The organism is Bradyrhizobium sp. 613_E4_N2_2 (genome assembly GCF_052075995.1).
GTDB lineage: Bacteria > Pseudomonadota > Alphaproteobacteria > Rhizobiales > Xanthobacteraceae > Bradyrhizobium > Bradyrhizobium barranii.
The window spans coordinates 370,423-395,285 of the sequence record NZ_CP197234.1 but is presented as its reverse complement, the minus strand read 5'-3'; the positions used below and the strand labels follow the sequence as shown (position 1 = coordinate 395,285).

Below are 24,863 nucleotides of genomic sequence, written 5' to 3'. Positions count from 1 at the left end.
AAGGCGCAACGCGCCGTGCCCACCATCTTTCCCGATTGAGACCTTGGTGGGCACGCTTCGCTTTGCCCACCCTACGAGATCCCGCTCGTTACGCCGCCTTCTTCTTCGCGCTGATCAGCTTGCGGTTGATCAGCACTTCCGCAATCTGAATGGCGTTGAGCGCCGCGCCCTTGCGCAGATTGTCGGACACGCACCACAGCACGAGGCCGTTCTCCACCGTCGCGTCCTCGCGGATGCGGCTGATATAGGTGGCGTCCTCGCCGGCGGCTTCATAGGGCGTGGCGTAGCCACCGGGCTCCTGCTTGTCGATGACGAGGCAGCCCGGCGCCTTGCGCAGGATGTCGCGTGCCTCGTCCGCCGTGATCGGATTCTCGAACTCGATGTTGACGGCCTCGGAGTGGCCGACGAACACCGGCACGCGCACGCAGGTCGCGGAGAGCTTGATCTTGGGATCAAGAATCTTCTTGGTCTCCGCCATCATCTTCCACTCTTCCTTGGTGTAGCCGTCCTCCATGAAGACGTCGATCTGGGGGATGACGTTGAAGGCGATGCGCTTGGGGAATTTCTTCGCGATCAGCTCGCTGTTGGTGTAGACGGCCTTGGTCTGCGAGAACAATTCGTCCATCGCATCCTTGCCGGCGCCCGAGACCGATTGATAGGTCGAGACCACGACGCGCTTGATCGTCGCCTTGTCGTGCAGCGGCTTCAGCGCGACCACGAGCTGCGCGGTCGAGCAGTTCGGGTTGGCGATGATGTTCTTCTTCTTGAAGCCGGCCGTCGCGTCCGCGTTCACCTCGGGCACGATCAGCGGCACGTCCGGATCCATGCGCCAGGCGGACGAGTTGTCGATCACGACCGTGCCGGCGGCGCCGATCTTCGGCGACCATTCCTTCGACACCGAGCCGCCCGCCGACATCAGGCAGATATCGACATCGGAGAAGTCATAGTGCTCGAGCGCTTTGACCTTCAGGGTGCGGTCGCCATAGGAGACCTCGACGCCGACGCTGCGGCGTGACGCCAGGGCCACGACCTCGTCCGCGGGGAATTTGCGCTCATCGAGGATGTTGAGCATTTCCCGTCCGACATTGCCGGTCGCGCCGACGACTGCGACTTTGTAACCCATCGTTCACTCTCCGATGAAAAAGCCCGTTCCTGAAGCTGACGCTTAAACAGGAAGAGCAGCGCTTCTATGCGAGAACCGGCCTCAAGACAACGTTGGACCATGCCTGAAGGCCGTGGATGCAGTCGCCAGAGGCCAGCACGGCCGCAACCCCTACCCAGATCCATCTGGCGCTCGCAGCCCTCGCCGACGAAGTCGTCGGCACGCTGGCGCGCCTGTTCGCCTATGTGGGGGCGCTGGTTCTGTTTGCCATCCTCGCCCTCGCCGCGTTCGACCAGCTGCCCAGCCTGCGTGACGATGAGCCCGCGGAGAAGCCGGGGTGGAGCGTGGCCGACCGCTCGCAACCGGCCTTCGCCCTCAGCCGGCTAGATTCATCAGAAAAAACAGCCTCTTACGTCATTCTCAGGCATCCCGAAGGCGGCCGTAGGGACGTGATGCACTGGACCGGCGAGGCGGACAAGCCCGTGGCGGAGCTCGAGATCTACCGCGAAGGCGGCGAATTCGACGTGACCCGCCCGGCGACAGCGGACCTGGCCGTCCAAATGGGCCTGGGTGACGCAACCCCGCTCGAGCAGGCCGGCCTGATCGACACGAAATTCGGTCCCGTCGCCCTGTTCCGGCCCACCGGCACGGCGGAGGCCGCGCGGGCGTGCCTCGGCTACCTCAAGCGCAGCGAGGAGCCGGCGCTCCAGATCTCCGGCTTCTCCTGCCAGGGCGACACCCTGCCCGCCCGGCGCGCGGCAATCGCCTGCACGCTGAACCGGCTCACGCTCCTGACCTCGGGTAACGAGCCGAAGCTGGCGGAATTGTTCGCCCATGCGGAGCTGAAGCGCCGCTCCTGCACTCCCCAGGGTTCGTCGGACTGGCTGCTGGGCGCGGCGAACGCGCAATTGCGCGGGGCGCTTTGATCCGCATCAAGCTCAAGTGGCTGGTATTGATGCAACTTTTGCCAGCGCGCACGATTATTCCGAGCTGGTGTGACCCAATAGACCTAGTTGCGGCCACCCTTGCCGCGCTAGTATGGGGATGAAATCGATTGGCGGCTTGCCGCCTGAAGGGGACGTGATGAGCTCGAATTTCTCCGCCGCGAACAAACTGGCGATGTGGCTTGCGGCCGGCGCCGTGGTTGCCATGTCCTCAGCCCTCGCGACACCCGCCTCGGCCGACACCAAGAAGCAACGTTACGACAACAGCCGTCCCTATTACGGCCCGAGCGGCCCCAACGCGGTCTATCAGCAGGGTCGCACCCGCCTCTATGTGAGCAAGCGCTCCTGGCTCGACGGCGGCACCGAGGTCAATCCGGGCGACCGCAAGTTCTCCGATTACGCTTTCCCGCCGGCGATCGGCTATCCGACCTTCGCCCGCGAGAACAACAACCGCCCGATCGATCGCCAGCCGCTGAGCACGCCGGCCGACGTCGGCGGTTATCCGCGGAATTTCCCGCTGTACTGAGCGGAATGATCGACCGAATCAAAATGGCCGGGCTCGCGCCCGGCCATTTTTGTTTGTGAGAGATACGTCCGCTTCAGGCGTTGGCTGCCGGGTCGTAGCGCCTGCAAAATTCTTCGATCGCCTCGGAGCGGAAATCGCCCAGGCGCTCGAAGATGAGTTCGTCCGGCCAATCCCACCAGGCAATGCGGCGCAGGCTTGCCGCGACCGAATCGTCAAAGCGCTTGCGGATGGCACGCGCGGGAACGCCACCGACGATCGTGTAGGGCTCGACATCGCGGCTGACGACCGCGCCCGCGGCAATCACCGCCCCGTCGCCGACCGTGACGCCCGGCAGCAGGATGGCGGCGTGCCCGATCCAGACATCATTGCCGACGATCACCCGGTCGCTGCGGCGATCTGCGAAGAAGTCGCGGTCACGGCTCGCGGTCGCCTCGTAATATTCAGGGCAATAGGTGAAGCGATGCTGGGACGGCCGGCCCATCGGATGATTGGGCGCGCCGATCCGCACCGAGTTGGCGATGGCGGTGAATTTTCCGATCACCGCGTCGGCGACCTCGCAGTTCTCGCCGAGATAGGAGTAATCGCCGAGCGCGGCATATTCGATGCGGGTGTTGGCGAGGATTTCGCAGCGCCGCCCGATCTGGGCCTCACGCTGGCGGACCGTTTCATGGATGATGGTTTCCGCGATCTTGGGGCGGGGCGAGGCATCCATGAGGTGGCTTCCCTGAGGTCGTCGGCAGAGCCGTAGGGTGGGCAAAGGCGCGAAGCGCCGTGCCCACCATCTCGCGGCAATCGCGATCGAAATGGTGGGCACGCTATCGCTTTGCCCACCCGACGATTGCGGTGTTTGTGGCTACGCGTGCAGCTTCTGCAATTCCTTCAGGATCGCTTCGCCCATCTGCGTGGTCGAGGCGACCGTGGTGCCTTCCGACTTGATGTCGGCGGTGCGCAGGCCGCTGGCCAGCACCGCGGCGATCGCGGCGTCGACCTTGTCGGCGAGATCGCCCATGTCGAAGGAATAGCGCAGCGCCATGCCGAAGGACGAGATCATCGCGATGGGATTCGCGAGGCCTTGGCCTGCGATGTCGGGCGCCGAACCGTGCACGGGCTCGTACAGCGCCTTGCGCTTCTTGCTCTTCACATCGACCTCGCCGAGCGAGGCCGAGGGCAGCATGCCGAGCGAGCCCGTCAGCATCGCCGCAATGTCGGAGAGCATGTCACCGAACAGATTGTCGGTGACGATGACGTCGAACTGCTTCGGCGCCTTCACCAGCATCATGCCGCCGGAATCGGCGAGCTGGTGCTCGAGCGTGACGTCAGGATATTCGCGCTTGTGGACCGCCGTCATGACCTCGTTCCAGAGCACGCCCGACTTCATGACGTTGCGCTTCTCCATCGACGTCACCTTGTTCTTGCGCTTCCTGGCAAGCTCGAAGGCGACGCGGCCGATGCGCTCGATCTCATAGGTGTCGTAGACCTGAGTATCGACGGCACGCTTCTGGCCGTTGCCGAGATCGGTGATGGTCTTGGGCTCGCCGAAATAGACGCCGCCGGTGAGCTCGCGCACGATGACGATGTCGAGACCCTCGACCGCCTCACGCTTCAGGCTGGAGGCATCGGCCAGCGCCGGATAGCAGACGGCGGGACGGAGGTTGGCGAACAGGGCGAGATCCTTGCGCAGGCGGAGCAGGCCGGCTTCGGGGCGCACCTCGTAAGGAACGGCATCCCACTTCGGGCCGCCGACCGCGCCGAAGATGATGGCGTCGGCGGCCAGCGCCTTGGCCATGTCGCCCTCGGAGATCGACACCTTGTGGGCGTCGTAGGCGGAGCCGCCGACCAGGCCGGTATCGGTCTCGAATTTGGCGATCCCTGCCGAATTGAGCCAGTCGATCAGCCGCTTCACCTCCCCCATCACCTCCGGGCCGATACCGTCGCCGGGGAGCAGCAGCAATTTGTGGGTCGCCATGGTCGTTTCCTCTGAGATCGAATTCGGCCGGAGTGCTAGAGCGGCGTTGCGCGCTTGGCAAGACACCATTGCCGCCTCGCGGCTGTGCAAGGCCCGCAGGGCCTGCCACAGTGCGGGACGCCGGAGTATCCCTTGCGCGCCCCTGATCGTCCCCCGCCCGACGCACACCCCGCGCGGCTGATCCTGACCCTGTCGCTGGCGGCGACGGTCGGGCTCGGCATCGGCCGCTTTGCCTATGCGCTGGTGCTGCCCGATATGCGGGAGGACCTCGGCTGGTCCTACTCGGCGGCCGGTTTCATGAACACCATCAACGCCGTCGGCTACCTCGTGGGCGCGCTTGTCGCGTCCCGGCTGATCCAGCGCGTCGGCTGGTCGGCGGCGATCCGCGGCGGAACCCTCGCCTGCGTCGCCGCACTCGCCACCTGCGCTCTGACCGGAAATTTCGTTGCGCTGAGCCTCGCACGCCTCGTGCTGGGCTTAGGGGCGGCAGCCGGCTTCGTCGCCGGCGGCGCGCTGGCCGCGGCTATCGCGCAGTCGCGCCCGGAACGGGCCAATTTCCTGCTCAGCCTGTTCTACGCCGGGCCCGGCATCGGGATTCTCGGCTCGGGGTTGATCGCCCCGTTCACGCTGCAATATTTCGGGCCGGGCTCGTGGTGGCTGGTGTGGTGGGCGCTGACGCTGCTGTCCGTCGTGATGACCGTGCCGCTGTTCCTGATCCGCATCGAGAGTGGGGTGCGCTTCTCGGAAGGCAGCCACGCCGCCTTCGCGATTCTGCCCGTGCTGATCTATCTCGCCGGCTACTTCCTGTTTGGCGCCGGCTACATCGCCTACATGACCTTCATGATCGCGTATGTGCGCGACGGCGGCGGCGGGGCCGCGGCGCAGGCCGCGTTCTGGAGCCTGATCGGTCTCAGCGCCTTCGTCACGCCCTGGGTCTGGCGCGGCGTGCTGGCGCTCGACCGCGGCGGGCTCGCCACCGCGATCATCCTCGGCACCAACGCGTTAGGTGCGGCCTTGCCGATGCTGGGGCATTCGCCGGCGTGGCTTGCGGTCTCGGCAGTGGTGTTCGGCGTCGCCTTCTTCGCCGTGGTCGGCTCGACCACGGCCTTCGTGCGCTTCAACTACCCGCCGGAGGCGTGGCCCACCGCGATCGCGGCGATGACGATCTCGTTCGGCGTCGGCCAGACGCTGGGGCCGATCGTGGTCGGCGCGATCACGGATGCGCTGGGCAGCTTGAGTTACGCATTGAATGTGTCGGCGGCGCTGCTGGCGCTGGGGGCGGTGGCCGCGTTGTGCCAACGGAAGGTGGGGCCGGCCAAAGAACCGGTGCCGTAGGGTGGGTTAGCCGAAGGCGTGACCCACCACTTCTGCCACTGCGGAAACGAAAGAGGTGGATTACGCCGTGCGACCGCGCTTCGCGCAGCCGTAGGGCTAATCCACCCTACGGCAGCGGGGCTGGCGTCAGCTCCCGCTGAACGAATTGTACCCCTGGTCTTCCCAATAGCCGCCCTTGTAGTCGTTGGTGACTTCCATCGAGACCACGTATTTCGGGTTCTTGAAGCCGAGTTTTGTCGGCACGCGGATCTTCATCGGGAAACCGTAGGCGCGCGGCAAAATCTCGTTCGCGTATTTGAACGTCATCTGCGTTTGCGGATGCAGCGCGCTGCGCATGTCCAAGGGAGAGTTGTAGCCGTCCTTGTCGGCGCATTGGAACCAGACGTATTTCGCACGCGTATCGGCGCCGATCAGCTTGAGGAAATCGCGGAGCGGCGTGCCGGTCCAGCTTCCGATCGCGCTCCAGCCCTCGACGCAGATGTGGCGGGTGATCTGTGTGACCTGCGGCAGCTTGTAGAGCTCGTCCAGGGTCCAGGACTTCTTGTTGTCGACGAGGCCGCGCACCTCGAGCTTCCAGTCGGCGCCGTCGACATCGGGCGCATCGTCGAGATCGTAATAGGCGTTGAACGGGAACGGTTTCGTAATCGCGCTTTCCGGGAAGGTCGGTGCCAGCGCGTCGGGATTGAACATCCACGCCTGCACGGCGTCGTTGAACTTCGAGACCTTCGCGAGCAGGGTATCGGCCGACGAGGAATCGACGACGTCGCAGCCGGTGAGCAGCGTCAGCGCGCCGAGGCTGGCGCCGCCGGCGATGAAGCGGCGGCGGGTGAAGTCCGGCATGGACTTGATGGAGTCCTTGATCAGCAGCCGCTTGTCGACGCCGGGGATGAGGAATGAGCGCTTGGCCATAACGGGTCTCCTAATCAGCGGCCAATGATCATCGCGCGCAGGCTCTTCGGCACCAGCAGCGCGAGCAAGACGTGAATGACGAGGAAGGCGCAGATCGCGGCCATGCAGAAGAAGTGCACGTAGCGCGCGGTCGGATAGTCACCGAACAGCATCACGAGCCAATGCAGTTGTACCGGCTTCCACATCGACAGGCCCGACAGCACGATCAGCACGCCAACCACGATGATGCCGGCGTAGAGTGCCCGCTGCACGTAATTGTAGACGCTCAGATCGTCATGGCCGAGCTTGAAGGTCAGGGCAGCCCTGACGTCGTGGAGCACACCGGACGGCGTGATCGGCAGCAATTTTTTGCGGAAGCGGCCGGTGGCGAAGCCGGTGATGAGATAGGCGAGGCCGTTGATCATCAAGAGCCACATGGCGGCAAAGTGCCAGAGCAGGCCGCCGCCGAGCCAGCCGCCAAGCGTGTATTCGCGCGGAAAACTGAAGCCGAACAGCGGCGAGGCGTTGTAGATCTGCCAGCCCGACAGGATCATCAGGATCATGGCGACCGCGTTGGTCCAGTGCATGACACGGACCCAGGCCGGCTGGATCACTTTGGCGGGGGTGGCGCTGACCTGCTCGTCGCTGACTGTGAGGCTCGACATGATGGTTCCGTCCTGAAGGTCGTCTGACATCGAATATACGCCGATACTTCCGCTTTCGTTACGCCCCCGCACGACGGCGAATCGAGTCTGCGGGCGACCTTGGTCACAATAAAGCGAGCCGGGTGCCCCCGGCTCGCCATCTCAAAGCATCCTGTTCGGGGGATGAAACAGGGGTGTGCGGTGTTACGTCGCCGGCATCAGCACGGTATCGACCACATGGATCACGCCGTTCGACTGGTTGACGTTGGAGATCGTCACCATCGAGGTGCCGCCCTTGGCATCGACGATCCAGACCTTGCCGTCCTGCTTCTTCACGGTCAGTTCCTCGCCTTCGGCGGTCTTCATCTTCTTGCCGTCGGTGAGGTCGGAGGCCTCGAGCTTGCCGGGCACGACATGGTAGGTGAGGATCTTGGTCAAGGTCGCCTTGTTCTCGGGCTTGACCAGATTGTCGACGGTGCCGGCCGGCAGCTTGCCGAAGGCGGCATTGGTGGGCGCGAACACCGTGAACGGGCCCTTGCTTTCCAGCGTCGGCACCAGGCCGGCCGCCTTCACCGCCGCGACCAGCGTGGTGTGATCCTTCGAGTTGACGGCGTTCTGGACGATGTTCTTGGACGGGAACATCGCGGCGCCACCGACCATGACGGTCTTCTCCTCGGCGCGGACAGGCGCGACGACGGTCGCGGTGATGGCCAGGGCGCTGAAGGCGGCGGCAGCGAGATAGGCAATACGCTTCGACATGGAGAATCTCCCGATTGAATTGTGACCGGCAATTGCCGGTGCTTGAGTTGGGCAACAACGGCGCCTGCGACCTTTTGGCGTGAAGCAGCAGTGCCGTCGTTGGACCGAACTACGGGAGGGTTCGCGATGGGGTTTCGGGAAATAATTTATCGTGATGCGTGAAACTAAGCGGGGGTACGTTCGTGTGTGAGCGAGCGCGCCACACATCTCAGGAGCCGTAGGGTGGGCAAAGGCGCGCATGCGCCGTGCCCACCATCTCTCGCTCGATTGAGATAGGCATGGTGGGCACGCTTCGCTTTGCCCACCCTACAAGGCTCAATCCCTGTTGTTCGGCGTCTGAATGAATCCGCGATTATGCGTCGGGCTGATCAGGAGCTCGTTGATGCAGACGCGCGGCGGCATCGATGCGATGAACGCGATGGTGCGGCCCAGATCTTCCGATTGTAGCATCTTGGCCTGCTCCGCCTCGCTCGGCACCACCGGACGCAGCTTCAGGATGGGAGTAGCCACCTCGCCCGGCATCAGGCAGCAGGCGCGCAGGCCGTTAACGCATTCGTCCATGTTGAAGGAATGAGTCAGCGCCAGCACCGCATGCTTGGTGGTGGTGTAGGCCGGGCCCGGCATCTTCGAGACGTGGCGGCCGGCCCAGGACGAGACGTTGATGATCGAGCCATCCTGCTGCTTGCGCATCGTGGGCAACACTGCGCGCATGCAATACAGCACGCCGTTGAGGTTGACCTGGACGAGCTTGTCCCAGCCCTCCAGTTCCATGTCCTTCCAGCTCCGCTTGGGGACATTGATACCGGCATTGTTCACGAGCAGGTCGATGCGGCCGTGCTTCGCGACGATTTGGTCGGCCGCCTTCTGGGCTTCGGCGGCGTTGGACACATCCAGCGCAATGGCCTCGGCCGCCCCGCCTGCCTTGGCAATCCTGGCAACCACGGTATCCAGGGCGTCCTTGCGGCGGCCCGAGACCACGACTATCCAGCCGTCGGCCGCGAGCGCCTCGGCGCCGGCCTCCCCGATCCCGCTGCCGCCGCCCGTCACCCAGGCCACGCGTTTCCCGTTTTTGGTCATGCAAACTGTCTCCGTTGCTTCATTGGGGCGGTTTTTGCTAATCCAGCCCTCGGTTTTGACCGGCCTTGTTTGCCTTGCGGTCGAGGAAATCTTGCATGAACCAAGCTGCCAACGCCAACCTGTTTTCCCGCCTCTTCGACGGTCTGGACGATCCCAAACGCCTCGCGGTCGAGACGCAGGACGGCGGCCGTATCAGCTATGGCGATCTGATCGCGCGGGCCGGGCAGATGGCGAATGTGCTGGTCGCGCGCGGCGTGAAGCCCGGCGACCGCGTCGCGGTGCAGGTGGAAAAATCGGTCGCCAATATCGTGCTGTATCTCGCCACTGTGCGGGCCGGCGCCGTCTATTTGCCGCTGAACACGGCCTATACGTTGAACGAGCTCGATTACTTCATCGGCGACGCCGAGCCGTCGCTGGTGGTCTGCGATCCCTCCAAGGCCGACGGCCTCGCCCCGATCGCCGCCAAGGTGAAGGCCAAGGTCGAAACGCTCGGGCCTGACGGCAAGGGCTCGCTGACGGAAGCCGCCGACAAGGCCAGCAACGAATTCGCGACCGTCTCACGGGCAAACGACGATCTCGCCGCGATCCTCTACACATCGGGCACCACCGGCCGCTCCAAGGGCGCGATGCTGACGCACGACAATCTCGCGTCGAACTCGCTCTCGCTCGTCGGCTACTGGCGCTTCACCGACAAGGACGTGCTGATCCACGCGCTGCCGATCTACCATACGCACGGCCTGTTCGTGGCGACCAACGTGACGCTGTTTTCGCGGGCGTCGATGATCTTCCTGCCGAAGCTCGACCCTGATCTCATCATCAAGCTGATGGCGCGCGCCACGGTGCTGATGGGCGTGCCAACCTTCTACACGCGGCTGCTCCAGAACTCCGCGCTGTCGCGCGAGACCACAAAGCACATGCGGCTGTTCATCTCGGGCTCCGCGCCGCTGCTCGCCGAAACCCATCGCGAATGGTCGGCGCGCACGGGACATGCGGTGCTCGAGCGCTACGGCATGACCGAGACCAACATGAACACGTCGAACCCGTATGACGGCGAGCGCGTGCCCGGCGCGGTCGGCTTTCCCCTCCCCGGCGTGTCCGTGCGGGTGACCGAGCCCGAGACCGGCAAGGAGCTGCCGCGCGACGAGATCGGCATGATCGAGGTGAAGGGCCCGAACGTCTTTAGGGGTTATTGGCGCATGCCGGAGAAGACCAAGTCCGAATTTCGGCCCGACGGCTTCTTCATTACCGGCGACCTCGGCAAGATCGACGACAAGGGCTACGTCCACATTCTCGGCCGCGGCAAGGATCTCGTGATCTCCGGCGGCTTCAACGTCTACCCCAAGGAAATCGAAAGTGAGCTCGACGCCATGCCCGGCGTGGTCGAGTCCGCCGTGATCGGCGTGCCGCATGCCGATTTCGGCGAGGGCGTCACGGCGGTTCTGGTCTGCAACGAGGGCGCCGACGTCACCGAAGCCGCGGTGCTGAAGGCGCTCGACGGAAGGCTGGCAAAGTTCAAGATGCCCAAGCGCGTCTTCGTCGTGGACGAATTGCCGCGGAATACGATGGGCAAGGTGCAGAAGAACGTGCTGCGGGATACCTACAAGGATATTTACGCGAAGAAATAGAGAGCTCAATCGCTCCGGGGGTGGGGGACATGAACCGAGAGCAAGCTAAAAAAGATACACAAGCACCTGCTTGATGCCGCAGCAGCATTCCGGCGAGTTGAGGCCGCGATCGTCGATGTTGGCGACGACGGCAGAAAGCTGTTGGCAGAACCGCTTATAACGGCGGTTTTCCATTTGCAGTTCAAGCTTCTGCGACTGATCTACAAAAGATATCCGGACCTTGAGCCACCAGGCCCGCCTCCCACAATCGACAGCACGCTCCGATGGGAGAATGTTTTTCTTCCATCGTCTGTGCTGGAGACTGATTTGGATCGCGTCATTTTCTCTGTCATGAAGCCACGATGGCAGAAGGTCGCGATGGTTCTGTACTGCGCGGTTGAGAAGGTCGAAAAGGAAGAAGCGCTAGCGGCTCCTGTCGACTTTGAGGTCTTTGCGGCCCGCATTCAGGCGTTGGTCGAGGCCGATCTTCTGGAAGCGCAAGGCAATCTTCAAATGTGGGGCCGCAGCGAAGTGAGATTGAAGGACCGATCCGTCAACTAGCACGCAATCCGTAGGGTGGGTTAGCCGAAGGCGTAACCCACCGCTTTAGTCTCCGCGATGCGAGAAGTGGTGGGTTACGCTGCGCTAACCCACCCTACGAAGTCAGGCCTACTGCCCGCCCACCAAGCTCATCACGAACCGGCTGCCGACGATAAAGAGATAACACCCGAACGCCACCTCCAGCGTTCGCTTCGACATCGCATGCGCGGCCCTCACACCGAGTGGCGCTGTCACAAGGCTCATCGGCATCACCAGCACGGCGCCGATCAGCGAGACGTAACCCAGCGCGAACGGGATTTGCAGCGCTGCGACGGCCGGATAGGTCGCAGCCGCCGGCCAGCCGGCATAGATGTAGCCGAGCGCGCCGGGGATCGAGATCAGGACCGCGAGTGCCGACGAGGTCGCCACTGCCTGGTGGATGGGCCGGCCGTAGAACGTCATCAGCAGGTTCGAGAACAAGCCGCCGCCGATGCCCATCAGCGTCGAGAGGATACCGACGCAGAAGCCGTAGACGCGCATCAGCGGGCCTTTGGGCAGATCGTCGCCGAACTTCCAACCCTCGCGCGCGAAGATGAGACGCGCCGACGCGGAATAGGCGACGCAGACGAACACGATCTTGAACAGCTTCTCCGGCGCGTAACGCGCGATGACGCTGCCGGCGACGACGCCAATCACGATCGGCAGCCACCACACGCGCAGGATCGACATGTCGACGGCGCCGCGCTTGTAGTGCGCCTGGAACGAACGGATCGAGGTCGGAATGATCACCGCGAGCGAGGTGCCGATGCAGAGCGGCATGCGCACTTCGAGCGGCACGCCGGCGATGCGGAAGCATTCGTAAAACACCGGCACGAGAATCGCGCCGCCGCCAATGCCGAACACGCCGGCCAGGAATCCCGAGAGCGCGCCGGTTGCGATCAGCAACAGCGCGAGCTCGACGATCTCCTTGATATCAAGACCTGCAATCACCCCTGACCTGCCCCGGCGACTGGTCGCAACTTCTCCGAAACACGCGTTCGGAAAGCTGCGTGCGGAGCTTTAGGCGATCTGATTCTCGCGGTCGACACGCCACGTCTTGCGGCTGGGGTGGAATGCAAGGTGCGCATATCCGGACAGGGGGCAAACCGGGCCGGGGCGGGAGCGGATTGGTGCCGCCCAAATGGCGTTATCGGCTCAAAAGACCGGCCCCAGGCAGGTTTGGACGGCATGGTCCGTTTAGAGGCGTTCCAATAGCAATTTCAACGCGCATCGGTCCCTTCAGAACAAATGAATCTATACTCTGTTTTTCGTTGGCGGACAGAAGTGCTGGTATACCAAGCCACTGATTGGCCTTGCATCATCAACGCTCTAGAGCTGAACCGCGGTTCGATTTATGGCGATTTGGTGATTGCGCAGGCGAAATCGACTCCGTAAATAGAGCCGACCTTTCGCGATCCCCGCGTGCCCCCTGCTGGGCCGCAATAAACATCAAAAGCCCATGACCGCACGGATCGAACGACCGCTTTCCCCCCACATGCAAGTCTACCGCTGGACGCTGACGATGGCGCTGTCCATCGTCCATCGCGCCACCGGTATCGCGCTCTACGTCGGAACCCTGCTGCTGGCCTGGTGGCTGATCGCGGCGGCTTCCGGCCCCGCCGCCTATTCCCACGTCCAGGCCTTCACCGGCAGCATCATCGGCCGGCTGATCGTGTTCGGCTACACTTGGGCGCTGATGCACCATATGCTGAGCGGTATCCGGCACTTCGTGTGGGACCTCGGCTACGGCTTCAAGGCCAATGAGCGCGAAGCCCTGACCTGGGGCGCGCTGATCGGCGGCATCGTGCTCACGGTCCTGATCTGGATCATCGCCTATGCGATCGGAGGCGGACGATGAGCGCGACCGATACGCCCAAGCGCAGCATGCGCACCCCGCTCGGCCGCGTCCGCAATCTCGGCGCGGCGCATTCGGGTACGTCCGATTTCTGGCGCCAGCGCATCACCGCCGTCGCCATGACGCTGCTGATGATCCCGGTGCTCGTGATCATCATGATGCTGCTCGGCCGCAATCAGGCCGGCGCCGCGCAGATCCTCGGCTCGCTGCCGATCGCGGTGATCCTGCTGCTCTTCATCGCCGCCAGCGCCTGGCACATGAAGATCGGCATGCAGGTCGTGATCGAGGACTACGTCCACAACGAGAAGCTGAAGCTCATCTCGATCATGCTCAACAATTTCTTCTCGATCGCCGTGGCGCTCGCCTCGACCTACGCGATCCTCAAGCTTTCATCCGGAGTGTAACCCATGGCCACAGCGACGAATGGCAAGGGCAACGGCGCTCCCGCCACCAACGGCAAAGCCTATCCGATCGAAGACCACACCTATGACGTCGTCGTGGTTGGCGCCGGCGGCGCGGGCCTGCGCGCCGTGGTCGGCTGCAGCGAAGCCGGTCTGCGCACCGCATGCATCACCAAAGTGTTTCCGACCCGCTCGCATACGGTCGCAGCCCAGGGCGGCATCTCGGCTTCGCTCGGCAACATGCACAAGGACGACTGGCGCTGGCACATGTACGACACCGTGAAGGGGTCGGACTGGCTCGGTGACCAGGACGCGATCGAATACATGGTGCGCAACGCGCCCGAGGCCGTCTACGAACTCGAGCATTGGGGCGTGCCGTTCTCGCGCACCGAGGACGGCAAGATCTACCAGCGCCCGTTCGGCGGCATGACCATGGACTACGGCAAGGGCCAGGCGCAGCGCACCTGCGCCGCCGCCGACCGCACCGGCCACGCCATGCTGCACACGATGTATGGCCAGTCGCTGCGCCACGCGGCCGAGTTCTTCATCGAGTTCTTCGCCATCGACCTGATCATGGACGACCAGGGCACCTGCCGCGGCGTCATCGCGCTCAAGTTGGATGACGGCACGCTGCACCGCTTCCGCGCCCAGACCGTGATCCTGGCGACCGGCGGCTACGGCCGCGCCTACGCCTCCTGCACCTCGGCGCACACCTGCACGGGCGACGGCGGCGGCATGGTGCTGCGCGCCGGCCTGCCGATGCAGGACATGGAGTTCGTGCAGTTCCACCCGACCGGCATTTACGGCTCGGGCTGTCTCGTCACCGAAGGCGCGCGCGGCGAAGGCGGCTATCTCGTCAATTCCGAGGGCGAGCGCTTCATGGAGCGCTATGCGCCGTCCGCGAAGGACCTCGCCTCGCGCGACGTCGTCTCGCGCGCGATGACCATCGAGATCCGCGAAGGCCGCGGCGTCGGCAAGAAGAAGGACCACATCTTCCTGCATCTCGACCATCTCGATCCCGCGGTGCTGGCCGAGCGCCTGCCGGGCATCTCCGAATCCGCAAAAATCTTCGCCAATGTCGACGTGACGCGCGAGCCGATCCCGATCGTGCCGACCGTGCACTACAACATGGGCGGCATCCCCACGAACTATCATGGCGAAGTGCTGACCAAGAGGGACGGCGACGACAACGCCGTCATCCCCGGCCTGATGGCGATCGGCGAAGCGGCTTGCGTCTCCGTGCACGGCGCCAATCGCCTCGGCTCCAACTCGCTGATCGACCTCGTGGTGTTCGGCCGCGCCGCCGCTTTGCGTCTTGCCGAAAAGCTCACGCCCAACGCCAAGCAGCCGGAGCTGCCGGCGAACTCGTCCGAACTCGCGCTCGGCCGCCTCGACCATTACCGCTACGCCTCCGGCGGCACGCCGACCGCGAAGCTGCGCGAAGGCATGCAGCACGTGATGCAGAACAATTGCGCGGTGTTCCGCACCGGCGACATCCTGAGCGAAGGCCAGAACCTGATCGAGAAGGTCCACAGCGGCATCACCGACATCGCCGTGTCCGACCGCTCGCTGGTGTGGAATTCCGACCTGATCGAGACGCTCGAGTTCGACAATCTGATCTCGCAGGCGGTGGTGACGATGGACTCCGCCGCCAACCGCACAGAGAGCCGCGGCGCCCACGCCCGCGAGGATTTCTCCGCGCGCGACGACAAGAACTGGATGAAGCACACGCTGGCCTGGCTCGACGACAAGGGCAAGGTCAAGATCGAGTACCGCCCCGTTCACGACTACACCATGACCAACGACGTGCAGTACATCCCGCCCAAGGCGCGCGTGTACTGAGCGAACAGCGAAGGCCTTAATCGAAATGGTTGAATTCGCACTTCCGAAGAACTCCAAGATATCAGGCGGCAAGACCTGGCCGAAGCCGGCGGGCGCGACAGACGTTCGCGAATTCCGCGTCTATCGCTGGAATCCGGACGACGGCAAGAATCCGAGCGTCGACACCTATTACGTCGACACCCATGATTGCGGTCCGATGGTGTTGGACGGCCTGATCTGGATCAAGAACAACATCGACCCGTCGCTGACCTTCCGCCGCTCCTGCCGTGAAGGCGTCTGCGGCTCCTGCGCGATGAACATCGACGGCCAGAACACGCTGGCCTGCACCCGCTCGATGCACGACGTCAAGGATGGCGCGGTCAAGATCAACCCGCTGCCGCACCAGCCGGTGGTGAAGGACCTCGTTCCCGATCTGACCAATTTCTACGCGCAGTACGCCTCCGTCGAGCCGTGGCTGAAGACGACCTCGCCGACGCCGCAGAAGGAATGGCGCCAGAGCCACGAGGATCGCGAGAAGCTCGACGGCCTCTACGAGTGCATCCTCTGCGCCTGCTGCTCGACCTCGTGCCCGAGCTATTGGTGGAACAGCGATCGCTATCTCGGCCCGGCCGCCCTGCTCCAGGCCAATCGCTGGGTGTCCGACTCCCGCGACGAGGCGACCGGCGAGCGCCTCGACAATCTCGAGGACCCGTTCCGCCTCTACCGCTGCCATACCATCATGAACTGCGCCAAGGCCTGCCCGAAGGGTCTCAACCCGGCCGAAGCCATCGCCGAGCTCAAGCTCAAGATGGTCGAGCGCCAGATCTAGGCCTCGTTCATGCTACGGCCCCCCGGCCGCGACGGCCGGGGCATTCTACGATCAACCTCAGTTTGAGTAGAATTTGCCATAGCCCGCACCACGCGCGAACGTCCGGACTACAACCTCCGGTTCCATCGACAAGCCACTTCCTTCCCAGCGGGAATTTCAAGTAAGCTCTCCGGTCAGGGACCGGAGCGACTGTGCAGGGTGCGCAACGCAACTCGCTGAGACTGTTGCAGTGGATGATGGCGGCATCCCTGGCGCTGCCGATTGCACTGTTCGTCTTCACCTCCACGATCTCCTACACATCGACAAAGGACATCGCCGACCGCGAGATCGAGCGCACGCTCGATGTCGCCCATGAGCACGCGCTCAAGGTGTTCGAGACCATCGACCGCAGCTTGGCCGAGCTCAACGAGGTCGTGCGCGGCCTCCCCGACGAGGTCATCCGCTCGCGCGAACCGGCGCTGCACCGCCGCCTGAAACGGCTGACCGATGCGCTGCCGCAGCTCAAATCGGCCTGGATCTTCGACGCGAACGGGAAATCGCTGGTCAACAGTCTCGCCTCGCCACCGCAGGATCTGAGTTTTGCGGACCGCGATTACTTCTACGCCCATGTCGACCAGAACATTGGCACGTTCGTCGGCGCGGCCCTGACGCCGCGTCCGCCCTATCAGGGAGCACGCTTCTTCGGCATGAGCCGGCGCCGCGAAGCCGACGATGGCAGCTTCATCGGCGTCATCCAGGCCTCCGTCCTGCCGGAATATTTCGAGAGCTTTTATGCCAGGATCGGCTCCGATCCCGGCAGCTTCTTCGCCATGGGACGCACGGACGGCGTGGTGCTGACCCATTTTCCCCGGCTCGACCGCGACTTCCGGCTCGATCCGACCGGGCCGGTCGGGCAGCAGATCGCCGCTCACCCCGAGCACGGACTCATCACCATCGCCTGGCCCTCGGACGGAATCGAGCGGCGCGTCGGCTACAGGCGCGTCGCCGAATATCCGATCTATGTCAGCGCCGGGCTCGAGACCTCGGCGATCCGCGCGCGCTGGCTCGCCACCATGGGCCAGCATCTGGTGTTCGGCATTCCCGCGACGGCCCTGCTGTTTCTGCTGCTTGCGCTCGCGTTCCGGCGCACCCAGCATCTCCACGCCGAGGCCACGGCGCGACGCGAGGCCGAGGAGGCGCTCAAGCACAGCCAGCGGCTGGAAGCGCTCGGCCAGCTCACCGGTGGTGTCGCGCACGACTTCAACAATCTCCTCACCGTGATCCGCGCCTCGGTCGACCTGTTGAACCGGCCGCAGCTGAGCGAGGAGCGGCGGCAGCGCTACATCAATGCCATCGCGGACGCGGTCGCGCGCGCCGCCAAGCTGACCTCGCAGCTGCTGGCGTTCGCGCGGCGCCAGACCCTGAAACCGGAAGTGTTCGACGTCGGGGAGCGGATGCAGTCGCTGCACGACATGCTCGCCACGCTGCTCGGGCCGGCGATCGAGATCGGAATCCGGCTGCCGACCGAGCCCTGCCTCGTCAAGGCCGATGCCGGCCAGTTCGAGACGGCGCTGATCAACATGGCGACCAATGCGCGCGACGCCATGCAGGGCAAAGGCAGGATCACCTTCGCCGTGCAGGCGGCGGCGACCATACCCGATACATTGGTGCACGTTTCGGGCAGCCATGATCTTGCAGGCGGCGATGGTTTCGTCAGTGTCGCCGTCAGCGACACCGGCATCGGCATTCCCGCCGCACGATTGGGCCGCATCTTCGAGCCGTTCTTCACCACCAAGCAGGTCGGCCAGGGCACCGGTCTCGGCCTGTCGCAGGTGTTCGGCTTCGCCCGGCAATCCGGCGGCGAGGTGACCGTCGAGAGCGAGGTCGGCCAGGGCAGCACCTTCTCACTCTATCTGCCGCGCGTGCCGGCAGACCTGCTGCCGCAGCGGCTGGCGCCCAACACCGCACCGGCAGTGGCCGGCAGCGGCATGTCGGTGCTGTTGGTCGAGGACAATATCGAGCTCGCCAATTTCGCGGCCGACGGCCTCACCGAGCTCGGTTACAGCATCACTTTGGTGGACAACGCCACCGACGCGCTTGCCGAGCTCACCGTGGACACAGATCGCTTCGACGTCGTGTTCTCCGACGTGGTGATGCCCGGGATGACCGGGCTCGATCTGGCGCAGGCGATCCGCGAGCGCGGCATCCGCGTGCCGATCGTGCTGACCACCGGCTACAGTCAGGCCCTGTCACAAGATGGCGCCGCCGGCTTCGATCTCGTGCAAAAGCCCTATTCGATCGAGGAATTGTCGCGGGTTCTCCATCGGGCCGCGAGGCTCCGGCCGGTCCGCGACGGCGCCGCCGAGTGAGGGCGGCACGGAACCAATGGGAACCGATTGATTTGGTTCGCGTTATCCGCTCATGCACAAGCCGGCCGCAAAGCGCGAACAGGGCAGGAAGCCCCCCATTGTCGAGATCAAGGGCGAGAACGGCGACGAGGTCACGCCGCCGCCCCCGGAGGTTATTGAGCCCGATCCTGCACTCTCGCCCGAGGAGGCCGAGCAGGCTCGCAAGGACTATCTGCTGACGCGCTTCTGGATCAGCGCACGCGGCTTCTGGGGCCACAACGGCGACCGGCTGGCGTGGCTCTACTCGATCGGCCTCGTCGTGCTGATCGTCCTCACCGTCGGCTTCCAGTACGGCATCAATGTCTGGAATCGCGCGATCTTCGACGCCATCGAGAAGCGCGAGGCGACCACCGTCTTCCATCTCACGGCGGTGTTCTTCCCGCTCGCGATCGGCAGCATCGTGCTCGGCGTCGCGCAGGTGTTCGCGCGAATGGGAATTCAGCGCCGCTGGCGCGCCTGGCTCACGGCAAGCGTGCTGACGCGCTGGCTGGCCAATGGGCGCTATTATCAGCTCAATCTGGTCGGCGGCGATCACAAGAACCCGGAATACCGCATCGCCGAGGATCTGCGCATCGCGACCGATTCCCCGGTCGATTTCCTCGCCGGCGTGACATCGGCGCTGTTGTCGGCGGTCACGTTCATCATCGTGCTCTGGACCATCGGCGGCGCGCTCACGGTTACGCTTGCGGGATCGACCATGACCATCCCCGGCTTCCTCGTCATCGCCGCGATCCTTTACGCCGCGATCGCCTCCGGTTCGATCCTGGTGATCGGCCGGCGCTTCGTGCAGGTCTCCGAGGACAAGAACCAGGCCGAGGCCGACTTCCGCTACACGCTGACGCGCGTGCGCGAGAACGGCGAGAGCATCGCGCTGCTCGGCGGCGAGGAGGAGGAGCGCGGCGGCATCGACCGCAATTTCACCAACGTGCTGCGGCAGTGGGCGCGTTTGGCCGGCCAGCACATGCGCACAACGCTGGTCTCGCAGGGCTCGAGCCTTGTTGCGCCCGTGGTCCCTCTCCTGCTCTGCGCGCCAAAATTCCTCGACGGCAGCATGACGCTCGGACAGGTGATGCAGGCGGCCTCCGCCTTCACCATCGTGCAGAGCGCGTTCGGCTGGCTCGTCGATAATTATCCGCGGCTCGCCGACTGGAACGCTTGCGCGCGCCGCATCGCCTCGCTGATGATGTCGCTCGACGGCCTCGAGCGCGCCGAGCAGGGCGACGGCCTCGGCCGCATCAAGCGCGGCGAGACCGGCAACGAGGCCATGCTGGAGATGAAGGATCTCTCCGTCACGCTCGACGACGGCACGGCCGTGGTCGGCGAGACCGAGGTGGTGATCGAGCCGGGCGAGCGGCTGCTCGTCGCCGGGGAATCCGGCACCGGCAAGAGCACGCTGGTGCGCGCCATCGCGGGGCTCTGGCCATGGGGCGGCGGCAGCGTCAATTTCCATCCCGACCGGCGCCTGTTCATGCTGCCGCAGCGGCCTTACGTGCCGTCCGGCAGCTTGCGCCGCGCGGTCGCCTATCCCGGTGCCGAGGACGACTGGACCGTCGAGGAGATCGGTGAAGCCCTGCACAAGGTCGGCCTCGACCACCTCAAGGAGAAGATCGAGGAAGAGGGGCCGTGGGACCAGACGCTGTCTGGCGGCGAGAAGCAGCGCCTCGCCTTCGCGCGGCTGCTGCTGCACAACCCCGACATCGTCGTGCTCGATGAAGCCACCTCCGCGCTCGACGAGAAAAGCCAGGACAAGATGATGCAGATGGTCACCGACGAGTTGCCGAAGGCGACCATCGTCAGTGTCGCCCATCGCGTCGAGCTGGAAGCCTTCCACAGCCGCAAGATCGTGCTGGAACGCCGGAAGGGCGGCGCCAAGCTCGTCAGCGATATCGACCTGATCCCGCGCAAGGGCAAGCGCAAGCTGCTCGGGCGATTCCTGAGGCAGCGCAAGGCCGCGCCAAAAAAGGCGGCGTGACACGCTGTCGTCCCGGGGCGCGCGAAGCGCGAGCCCGGGACCCATAGCCACAAGATTGAGTTTGGCGAGGACTCGTAGTTACCAGTCCATGTCATAACTTCTCCCTGGGGTTATGGGTCCCGGGCTCGCTTCGCGCCCCGGGACGACACCGGTGATGGAGCGTTGGAGTCCTCATCAAAACCGGCTATGCATGCGCCGCCTGCAACGAGGACCACCTGCTTGACGCCCGACAACGCCCCTTCGTCCGCGCCGTTTGGCGCGTTTGCGCCGAACGCGGCGCAGGCTGCGATCATCCGCCTTGCGCAACAGTCGGGGCTGAAGCGCGGTGCGTTCCGCCCGTGGATGTCGCGGCTGGTCAACCTGATACGCGGCGGGCCGATCGATGTGCAGTACCAGGGCGCCTCGTTCCGCTTCTATCACCAGGGCAGCGCGACCGAGCGCGGTGCGCTGTTCAATCCCGATTACAATCTCGACGAGCTCGACTTCCTGCGCCGGCACACCCCGGCAGGCGGCGTGTTCGTCGACGTCGGCGCCAATGTCGGCACCTTTGCCCTGGTGATGGCGCAGCAGGTCGGCACCAATGGCAAGGTGGTCGCGATCGAACCGCATCCGATGACGTTTGGACGGCTTTCGTTCAATCACGCCGCGTCGAAGACGACGCAGGTGCGCCTGGTGCAGGCTGCCGCCGGTGACAGCGACGGTGAGCTCATGATCGAGAGCGGCGGCGGCAATCTCGGCGCTACGCACGTCGTCCCCGGCACGGCCAGCGCGGAGGCCATCAAGGTGCCGTCGCTGCGGCTGACACGCATTCTGGACGAGGCCGGCGTCGGCCAAGTCGATTCGCTCAAGATCGACGTCGAGGGGTTTGAGGACCGCGTGCTGATCGGCTTCTTCCGCGACGCGCCGCAATCGCTGTGGCCGCGCGCGGTGGTGATCGAGCATCTGTCACAAAACGAATGGCAGCAGGATTGTATCGCTGACATGGTCGCGCGCGGCTTTGCGATCGCGCGCAAGACACGGAGCAATACGTTCCTGTCGCGCTAACCGTGAGCAAGGGAGATTTGCGATGATCGACCATTTGGGTTTTTCGGTCTCCGACTATGAGCGCGCGAAAGCGTTCTACGCCAAGGCGCTGGCACCGCTCGATTACAGCCTGATCATGGAAGTGACGGCGGAGCAGACCGGCCACGCTCCGGCCGCAGGGTTCGGCGCCAACGGCAAGCCGGACCTCTGGTTCGGTGCCGAAGGCGCGATGAACAAGCCGGTGCATATCGCGATTCTCGCCAAGGACCGCGCCACGGTCGATGCCTTCTACAAGGCAGCGATTGCCGCCGGCGGTCGCGACAATGGCGCGCCCGGTATCCGTCCGCATTATCATGCGAACTATTACGGCGCGTTCGTGCTCGACCCTGACGGACACAACATCGAGGCCGTTTGCCACGCGCCGGAATAGCGCGCGTTCAGGCACGACACGACAAGGAACATCGGCGCGGCATCATCGTTGTCATTCTCCAGACAACTGATCTCGATGATGCCGATGCCGATCGAACCGCCCGAGATTCCGCCGGCAACACCGGGCACCCCCACCGAGCCGCCGCCTGGAATTCCGCCGGGCAATCCGCAGCCTGAAATTGCGCCGCCGGTGCGCGAGCCCGGCGAATCACCGCGGCCCGACGAACTGCCGGGCCACGTGCCGGAAGAGATTCCATCGCGCGGACCGAACGGACCGCTCACGCCGAATCCCGCGACGGATGCAAGTTCGCTGCGCGATCACATGTGAGGCGAAGCATCACATGTGAGGCAATTGCAACCTGCGTCTGAATGCGCAATGAACGTCACCATAGTGAGGTGATTTGCGTGCAGAAATAAATCGGGCCGCGACCTCTTCGCCCGCCACATTCCGGCCTAACGCGTAGCCGTTCATCCCGACACTTCGTCAAAGAACCTTCCGGGGAAGTTCACCATCATGACCAACCTTCGTTTCGTGCTGCTTGCAACGACGGCTCTGACCGCGATGCAATTCGCAAGCTCCGCATCGCATGCGCAAAGCGCGCCACCGCTCGTGGTCGCGCAGGCGCAGACACCACCACCAGAGACCGACAAATCGAAGCAGCCTCCGAAGGAAGCACCGAAGGGACCGCCGCCTGGCGCACGTCCTGCCGCACCACCTCCTCCTGCCGCGGCACCGCCCGCAGCTCCTGCGCGCCCCACGGCGCCGCCGCCTGCGGCTGCACCTCCGCATCCTCCCGCTCCGCCGCCGCCGGCTGCCGCGCCGTCGCGCCCGACTCCACCACCGCCTCCTCCGCCTGCGGCACGTCCGGCACCTCCGCCTCCGCCGCCACCCCCACCGCCGGCAGCTCCCAAGCAGCCGTCGCCGCCTCCAGCTGCGGCACCCCAGCAGCATGCGCCTGCGCCAACTCCGCCGCCCCCGGCCGCGCAGCCGCACACGCCGACACCGCCTCCCGCCGCAGCTCCGCCTGCCGCGCGTCCCGCTCCGACTCCGCCGGCAGCAGCAACGCCGCCCGCAGCAGCACCCGCACGTCCGGCGCCGGCACCTGCGGCTGCGCCGTCGCCTTCACCGGCCGCGCCTGCGGCCCGCCCTGGCGCGGCTGCACCGACCGCCACGCCTACTCCGACGGCAACACCTGCGCCGACGGCAACGCCGGCACCGGGCGCCACGCCCGGCGCAACGCCGACTGGACGCCCGGGCACCCCGCCGCCCGGCGGACGTCCCGGCACGCCTCCGGCTGCAGGATCACCGACACCGGCTCCCGGTGCCGCGCCCGCTCCAACGGCCACGCCGGCCCCCGGTGGCGCTCCGACGCCGCTGCCCGGCCGTCCCGGTGCAGGACCGACGCCCGCCCCCGGCACAGCTCCCGCAGCGACGCCGACCCCTGGTCAACAGGGCGGAACGCCTCCTGCTGGCGCGCCCGCAGCCGGAACTCCGGCTGCGCCGCCCCAGGCCGGCGGCCTCCCGCCGCGGCCCGCGGCGCCCGCCGGTGCCGCTGCGCCGAGCACAGTCCCGGGCTCGGCGGCCGCAACGCCGCCGCCCAACCGGGCGCAATTCGCTCCGCCGACGGTTACGCCTGCCTTCCAGGCAAGGCCGACAGTCGTCGCACCGCTGCCACCTCCGCCGCGCCCGCCGCAGCGTGACCTGACACCGCTCGCGATCGGTGCGGGCGTGGTGGCCGGTGCCGTGATCGGAGCCACCATTGCCGACCTGCACAACCAGCGACGCGAGGCCATCGAAGGCGGCCGCACCGTCTACACCGAACCGGATCGCATCATCATCCGCGATCCGGGCGGGCAGGCCTACGTCCGCGGCAACGACCTCTATCGCTTCCGCTATGGCGCCCGCGACATCCGCACCGACACCGTCGGCGACGAGACCCGCACGGTCGTGATCCGTCCTGATGGCAGCGAGGTCATCACCGTGGTCGGCCCGGACGGTTCGTTGCTGCGGCGAATCCGCAGGGACCCCGGCGGGCGCGAGATCATCATCATCGACAACAGCTACCGCGATCCGCGGTCGGTCGGCGGCTTCTATGTCGATGCGCCGCCGCCGGTCGTGAACATTCCCTACGATCGCTACATCGTCGACGCCGAGGAAGCATCGCCGGACGTGATCTACCAGACCATGGAGGCACCGCCGGTACAACGGATCGATCGGCGTTACACGCTCGACGAGATCCGCTACAGCCCCAATGTTCGCATGCAGATGCCGAGCATCGACGTCAACACGATCACCTTCGAGACGGGCTCGTGGACCATCCCGCCGGACCAGGCGGCCCGGCTGCAGGGGATCGCCGACGGTCTCAACCGTGCGATCCAGCGCAACCCGCGTGCGGTGTTCCTGATCGAGGGACACACCGACGCGGTCGGCAACGAGGTCGACAATCTGTCATTGTCGGATCGCCGTGCGCAGTCCGCGGCCGAATTGCTGACCCAGCAGTTCGGGGTGCCTGCGGAGAATCTGACCTCGCAGGGCTATGGCGAGCAGTATCTGAAGGAGCAGACGCAAGGACCGAGCCTGATCAACCGGCGCGTCACCGTCCGCAACATCACGCCGCTGCTCAACGGTGGCCAGGCCTCGCTGCCGCCGCCCCCGCCCGGCACTGCGCCGCCGCGCTGAGGCGAAGCACAAATGCAAAATGGCCGGGAGCAATCCCGGCCA

24 protein-coding genes are annotated in these 24,863 nt (G+C 65.1%); 15 read left to right on the top strand and 9 right to left on the bottom strand.

Annotation, left to right across the window (positions count from 1 at the left end):
- Nucleotides 1-88: 88 nt before the first annotated feature.
- Nucleotides 89-1,123 carry an aspartate-semialdehyde dehydrogenase gene (locus tag AB7290_RS01835; protein WP_063980378.1) on the bottom strand — a complete coding sequence of 345 codons (1,035 nt, stop codon included), beginning with the start codon at nt 1,121-1,123 and terminating at the stop codon, nt 89-91.
- A 116-nt stretch (nt 1,124-1,239) separates the two neighbouring features.
- Between AB7290_RS01835 and AB7290_RS01830 the strand changes: the two genes are divergently transcribed.
- The gene (locus tag AB7290_RS01830; RefSeq protein ID WP_085402937.1) at nt 1,240-2,028 is read left to right on the top strand and encodes a hypothetical protein; all 789 of its coding nucleotides are present in this window, start codon (nt 1,240-1,242) and stop codon (nt 2,026-2,028) included.
- 157 nt (nt 2,029-2,185) lie between these two features.
- Nucleotides 2,186-2,572, top strand: a complete 387-nt coding sequence (locus tag AB7290_RS01825; RefSeq protein WP_028158592.1) for a hypothetical protein — start codon at nt 2,186-2,188, stop codon at nt 2,570-2,572.
- A 73-nt stretch (nt 2,573-2,645) separates the two neighbouring features.
- On the opposite strand, the gene AB7290_RS01820 is transcribed toward AB7290_RS01825, so the two are convergent.
- Nucleotides 2,646-3,284, bottom strand: coding sequence for a DapH/DapD/GlmU-related protein (locus AB7290_RS01820; RefSeq protein WP_085402941.1), 639 nt, complete (start codon nt 3,282-3,284; stop codon nt 2,646-2,648).
- Nucleotides 3,285-3,425: 141 nt separating this feature from the next.
- Nucleotides 3,426-4,538: a 3-isopropylmalate dehydrogenase gene (gene leuB, locus AB7290_RS01815; RefSeq protein ID WP_085402943.1), complete on the bottom strand. Its 1,113-nt coding sequence runs from the start codon at nt 4,536-4,538 to the stop codon at nt 3,426-3,428.
- A 132-nt stretch (nt 4,539-4,670) separates the two neighbouring features.
- Here leuB and AB7290_RS01810 point away from each other — a divergent pair, with 132 nt between their 5' ends.
- Nucleotides 4,671-5,873: a YbfB/YjiJ family MFS transporter gene (locus AB7290_RS01810; RefSeq protein WP_085403095.1), complete on the top strand. Its 1,203-nt coding sequence runs from the start codon at nt 4,671-4,673 to the stop codon at nt 5,871-5,873.
- Nucleotides 5,874-5,999: 126 nt separating this feature from the next.
- Here the strand turns inward: AB7290_RS01810 and AB7290_RS01805 are convergent, their stop codons facing one another.
- The 4 genes from AB7290_RS01805 to AB7290_RS01790 all read right to left on the bottom strand — a co-directional run bounded on the left by AB7290_RS01805 (nt 6,000) and on the right by AB7290_RS01790 (nt 9,241).
- Nucleotides 6,000-6,782, bottom strand: a complete 783-nt coding sequence (locus AB7290_RS01805; protein ID WP_063980374.1) for a molybdopterin-binding protein — start codon at nt 6,780-6,782, stop codon at nt 6,000-6,002.
- Nucleotides 6,783-6,796: 14 nt separating this feature from the next.
- A complete protein-coding gene (locus tag AB7290_RS01800) occupies nt 6,797-7,426 on the bottom strand; it encodes a cytochrome b/b6 domain-containing protein (protein WP_085403096.1) in 630 nt (209 codons plus the stop codon).
- A gap of 183 nt (nt 7,427-7,609) precedes the next feature.
- Entirely contained in the window at nt 7,610-8,164 is a 555-nt protein-coding gene (locus AB7290_RS01795; RefSeq protein WP_014490676.1) for a fasciclin domain-containing protein, read from the bottom strand.
- Nucleotides 8,165-8,479: 315 nt separating this feature from the next.
- Nucleotides 8,480-9,241, bottom strand: a complete 762-nt coding sequence (locus AB7290_RS01790; RefSeq protein WP_085402944.1) for an SDR family oxidoreductase — start codon at nt 9,239-9,241, stop codon at nt 8,480-8,482.
- A gap of 95 nt (nt 9,242-9,336) precedes the next feature.
- On the opposite strand from AB7290_RS01790, the gene AB7290_RS01785 reads away from it, so the two are divergent.
- A complete protein-coding gene (locus tag AB7290_RS01785; RefSeq protein ID WP_085402945.1) occupies nt 9,337-10,866 on the top strand; it encodes a malonate--CoA ligase in 1,530 nt (509 codons plus the stop codon).
- Between the two features lie 45 nt (nt 10,867-10,911).
- On the opposite strand, the gene AB7290_RS01780 is transcribed toward AB7290_RS01785, so the two are convergent.
- The gene (locus AB7290_RS01780; protein ID WP_283808583.1) at nt 10,912-11,040 is read right to left on the bottom strand and encodes a hypothetical protein; all 129 of its coding nucleotides are present in this window, start codon (nt 11,038-11,040) and stop codon (nt 10,912-10,914) included.
- A gap of 132 nt (nt 11,041-11,172) precedes the next feature.
- Here AB7290_RS01780 and AB7290_RS01775 point away from each other — a divergent pair, with 132 nt between their 5' ends.
- On the top strand, nt 11,173-11,406 hold the full coding sequence (locus tag AB7290_RS01775) for a hypothetical protein (RefSeq protein ID WP_144030806.1): 234 nt from the start codon (nt 11,173-11,175) through the stop codon (nt 11,404-11,406).
- A gap of 108 nt (nt 11,407-11,514) precedes the next feature.
- Here the strand turns inward: AB7290_RS01775 and AB7290_RS01770 are convergent, their stop codons facing one another.
- On the bottom strand, nt 11,515-12,375 hold the full coding sequence (locus AB7290_RS01770) for a sulfite exporter TauE/SafE family protein (protein WP_014490679.1): 861 nt from the start codon (nt 12,373-12,375) through the stop codon (nt 11,515-11,517).
- 508 nt (nt 12,376-12,883) lie between these two features.
- On the opposite strand from AB7290_RS01770, the gene sdhC reads away from it, so the two are divergent.
- The 10 genes from sdhC (at nt 12,884) to AB7290_RS01720 (ending at nt 24,821) form a co-directional block, all read left to right on the top strand.
- Nucleotides 12,884-13,282 carry a succinate dehydrogenase, cytochrome b556 subunit gene (gene sdhC / locus AB7290_RS01765; RefSeq protein WP_085402948.1) on the top strand — a complete coding sequence of 133 codons (399 nt, stop codon included), beginning with the start codon at nt 12,884-12,886 and terminating at the stop codon, nt 13,280-13,282.
- A complete protein-coding gene (gene sdhD, locus AB7290_RS01760; RefSeq protein WP_028151915.1) occupies nt 13,279-13,683 on the top strand; it encodes a succinate dehydrogenase, hydrophobic membrane anchor protein in 405 nt (134 codons plus the stop codon). Before sdhC ends, sdhD begins: the two co-directional genes overlap by 4 nt.
- Before the next feature lie 3 nt (nt 13,684-13,686).
- Nucleotides 13,687-15,522 (top strand): succinate dehydrogenase flavoprotein subunit, encoded by a 1,836-nt coding sequence (gene sdhA / locus AB7290_RS01755; RefSeq protein ID WP_085402950.1) that lies wholly within the window; start codon nt 13,687-13,689, stop codon nt 15,520-15,522.
- A 25-nt stretch (nt 15,523-15,547) separates the two neighbouring features.
- Nucleotides 15,548-16,330, top strand: coding sequence for a succinate dehydrogenase iron-sulfur subunit (locus AB7290_RS01750; protein WP_085402952.1), 783 nt, complete (start codon nt 15,548-15,550; stop codon nt 16,328-16,330).
- Between the two features lie 191 nt (nt 16,331-16,521).
- A complete protein-coding gene (locus AB7290_RS01745) occupies nt 16,522-18,678 on the top strand; it encodes a hybrid sensor histidine kinase/response regulator (RefSeq protein WP_085402953.1) in 2,157 nt (718 codons plus the stop codon).
- A gap of 52 nt (nt 18,679-18,730) precedes the next feature.
- Nucleotides 18,731-20,689, top strand: coding sequence for an ABC transporter ATP-binding protein/permease (locus tag AB7290_RS01740; RefSeq protein ID WP_354077096.1), 1,959 nt, complete (start codon nt 18,731-18,733; stop codon nt 20,687-20,689).
- Nucleotides 20,690-20,908: 219 nt separating this feature from the next.
- The gene (locus AB7290_RS01735) at nt 20,909-21,733 is read left to right on the top strand and encodes an FkbM family methyltransferase (RefSeq protein WP_085403097.1); all 825 of its coding nucleotides are present in this window, start codon (nt 20,909-20,911) and stop codon (nt 21,731-21,733) included.
- A gap of 22 nt (nt 21,734-21,755) precedes the next feature.
- Complete coding sequence (locus tag AB7290_RS01730; protein WP_085402956.1) at nt 21,756-22,142, top strand: VOC family protein; 387 nt, start codon at nt 21,756-21,758, stop codon at nt 22,140-22,142.
- A gap of 84 nt (nt 22,143-22,226) precedes the next feature.
- Entirely contained in the window at nt 22,227-22,469 is a 243-nt protein-coding gene (locus AB7290_RS01725) for a hypothetical protein (protein ID WP_085403099.1), read from the top strand.
- Between the two features lie 186 nt (nt 22,470-22,655).
- Nucleotides 22,656-24,821 carry an OmpA family protein gene (locus AB7290_RS01720; protein ID WP_085402957.1) on the top strand — a complete coding sequence of 722 codons (2,166 nt, stop codon included), beginning with the start codon at nt 22,656-22,658 and terminating at the stop codon, nt 24,819-24,821.
- Nucleotides 24,822-24,863: the final 42 nt, after the last annotated feature.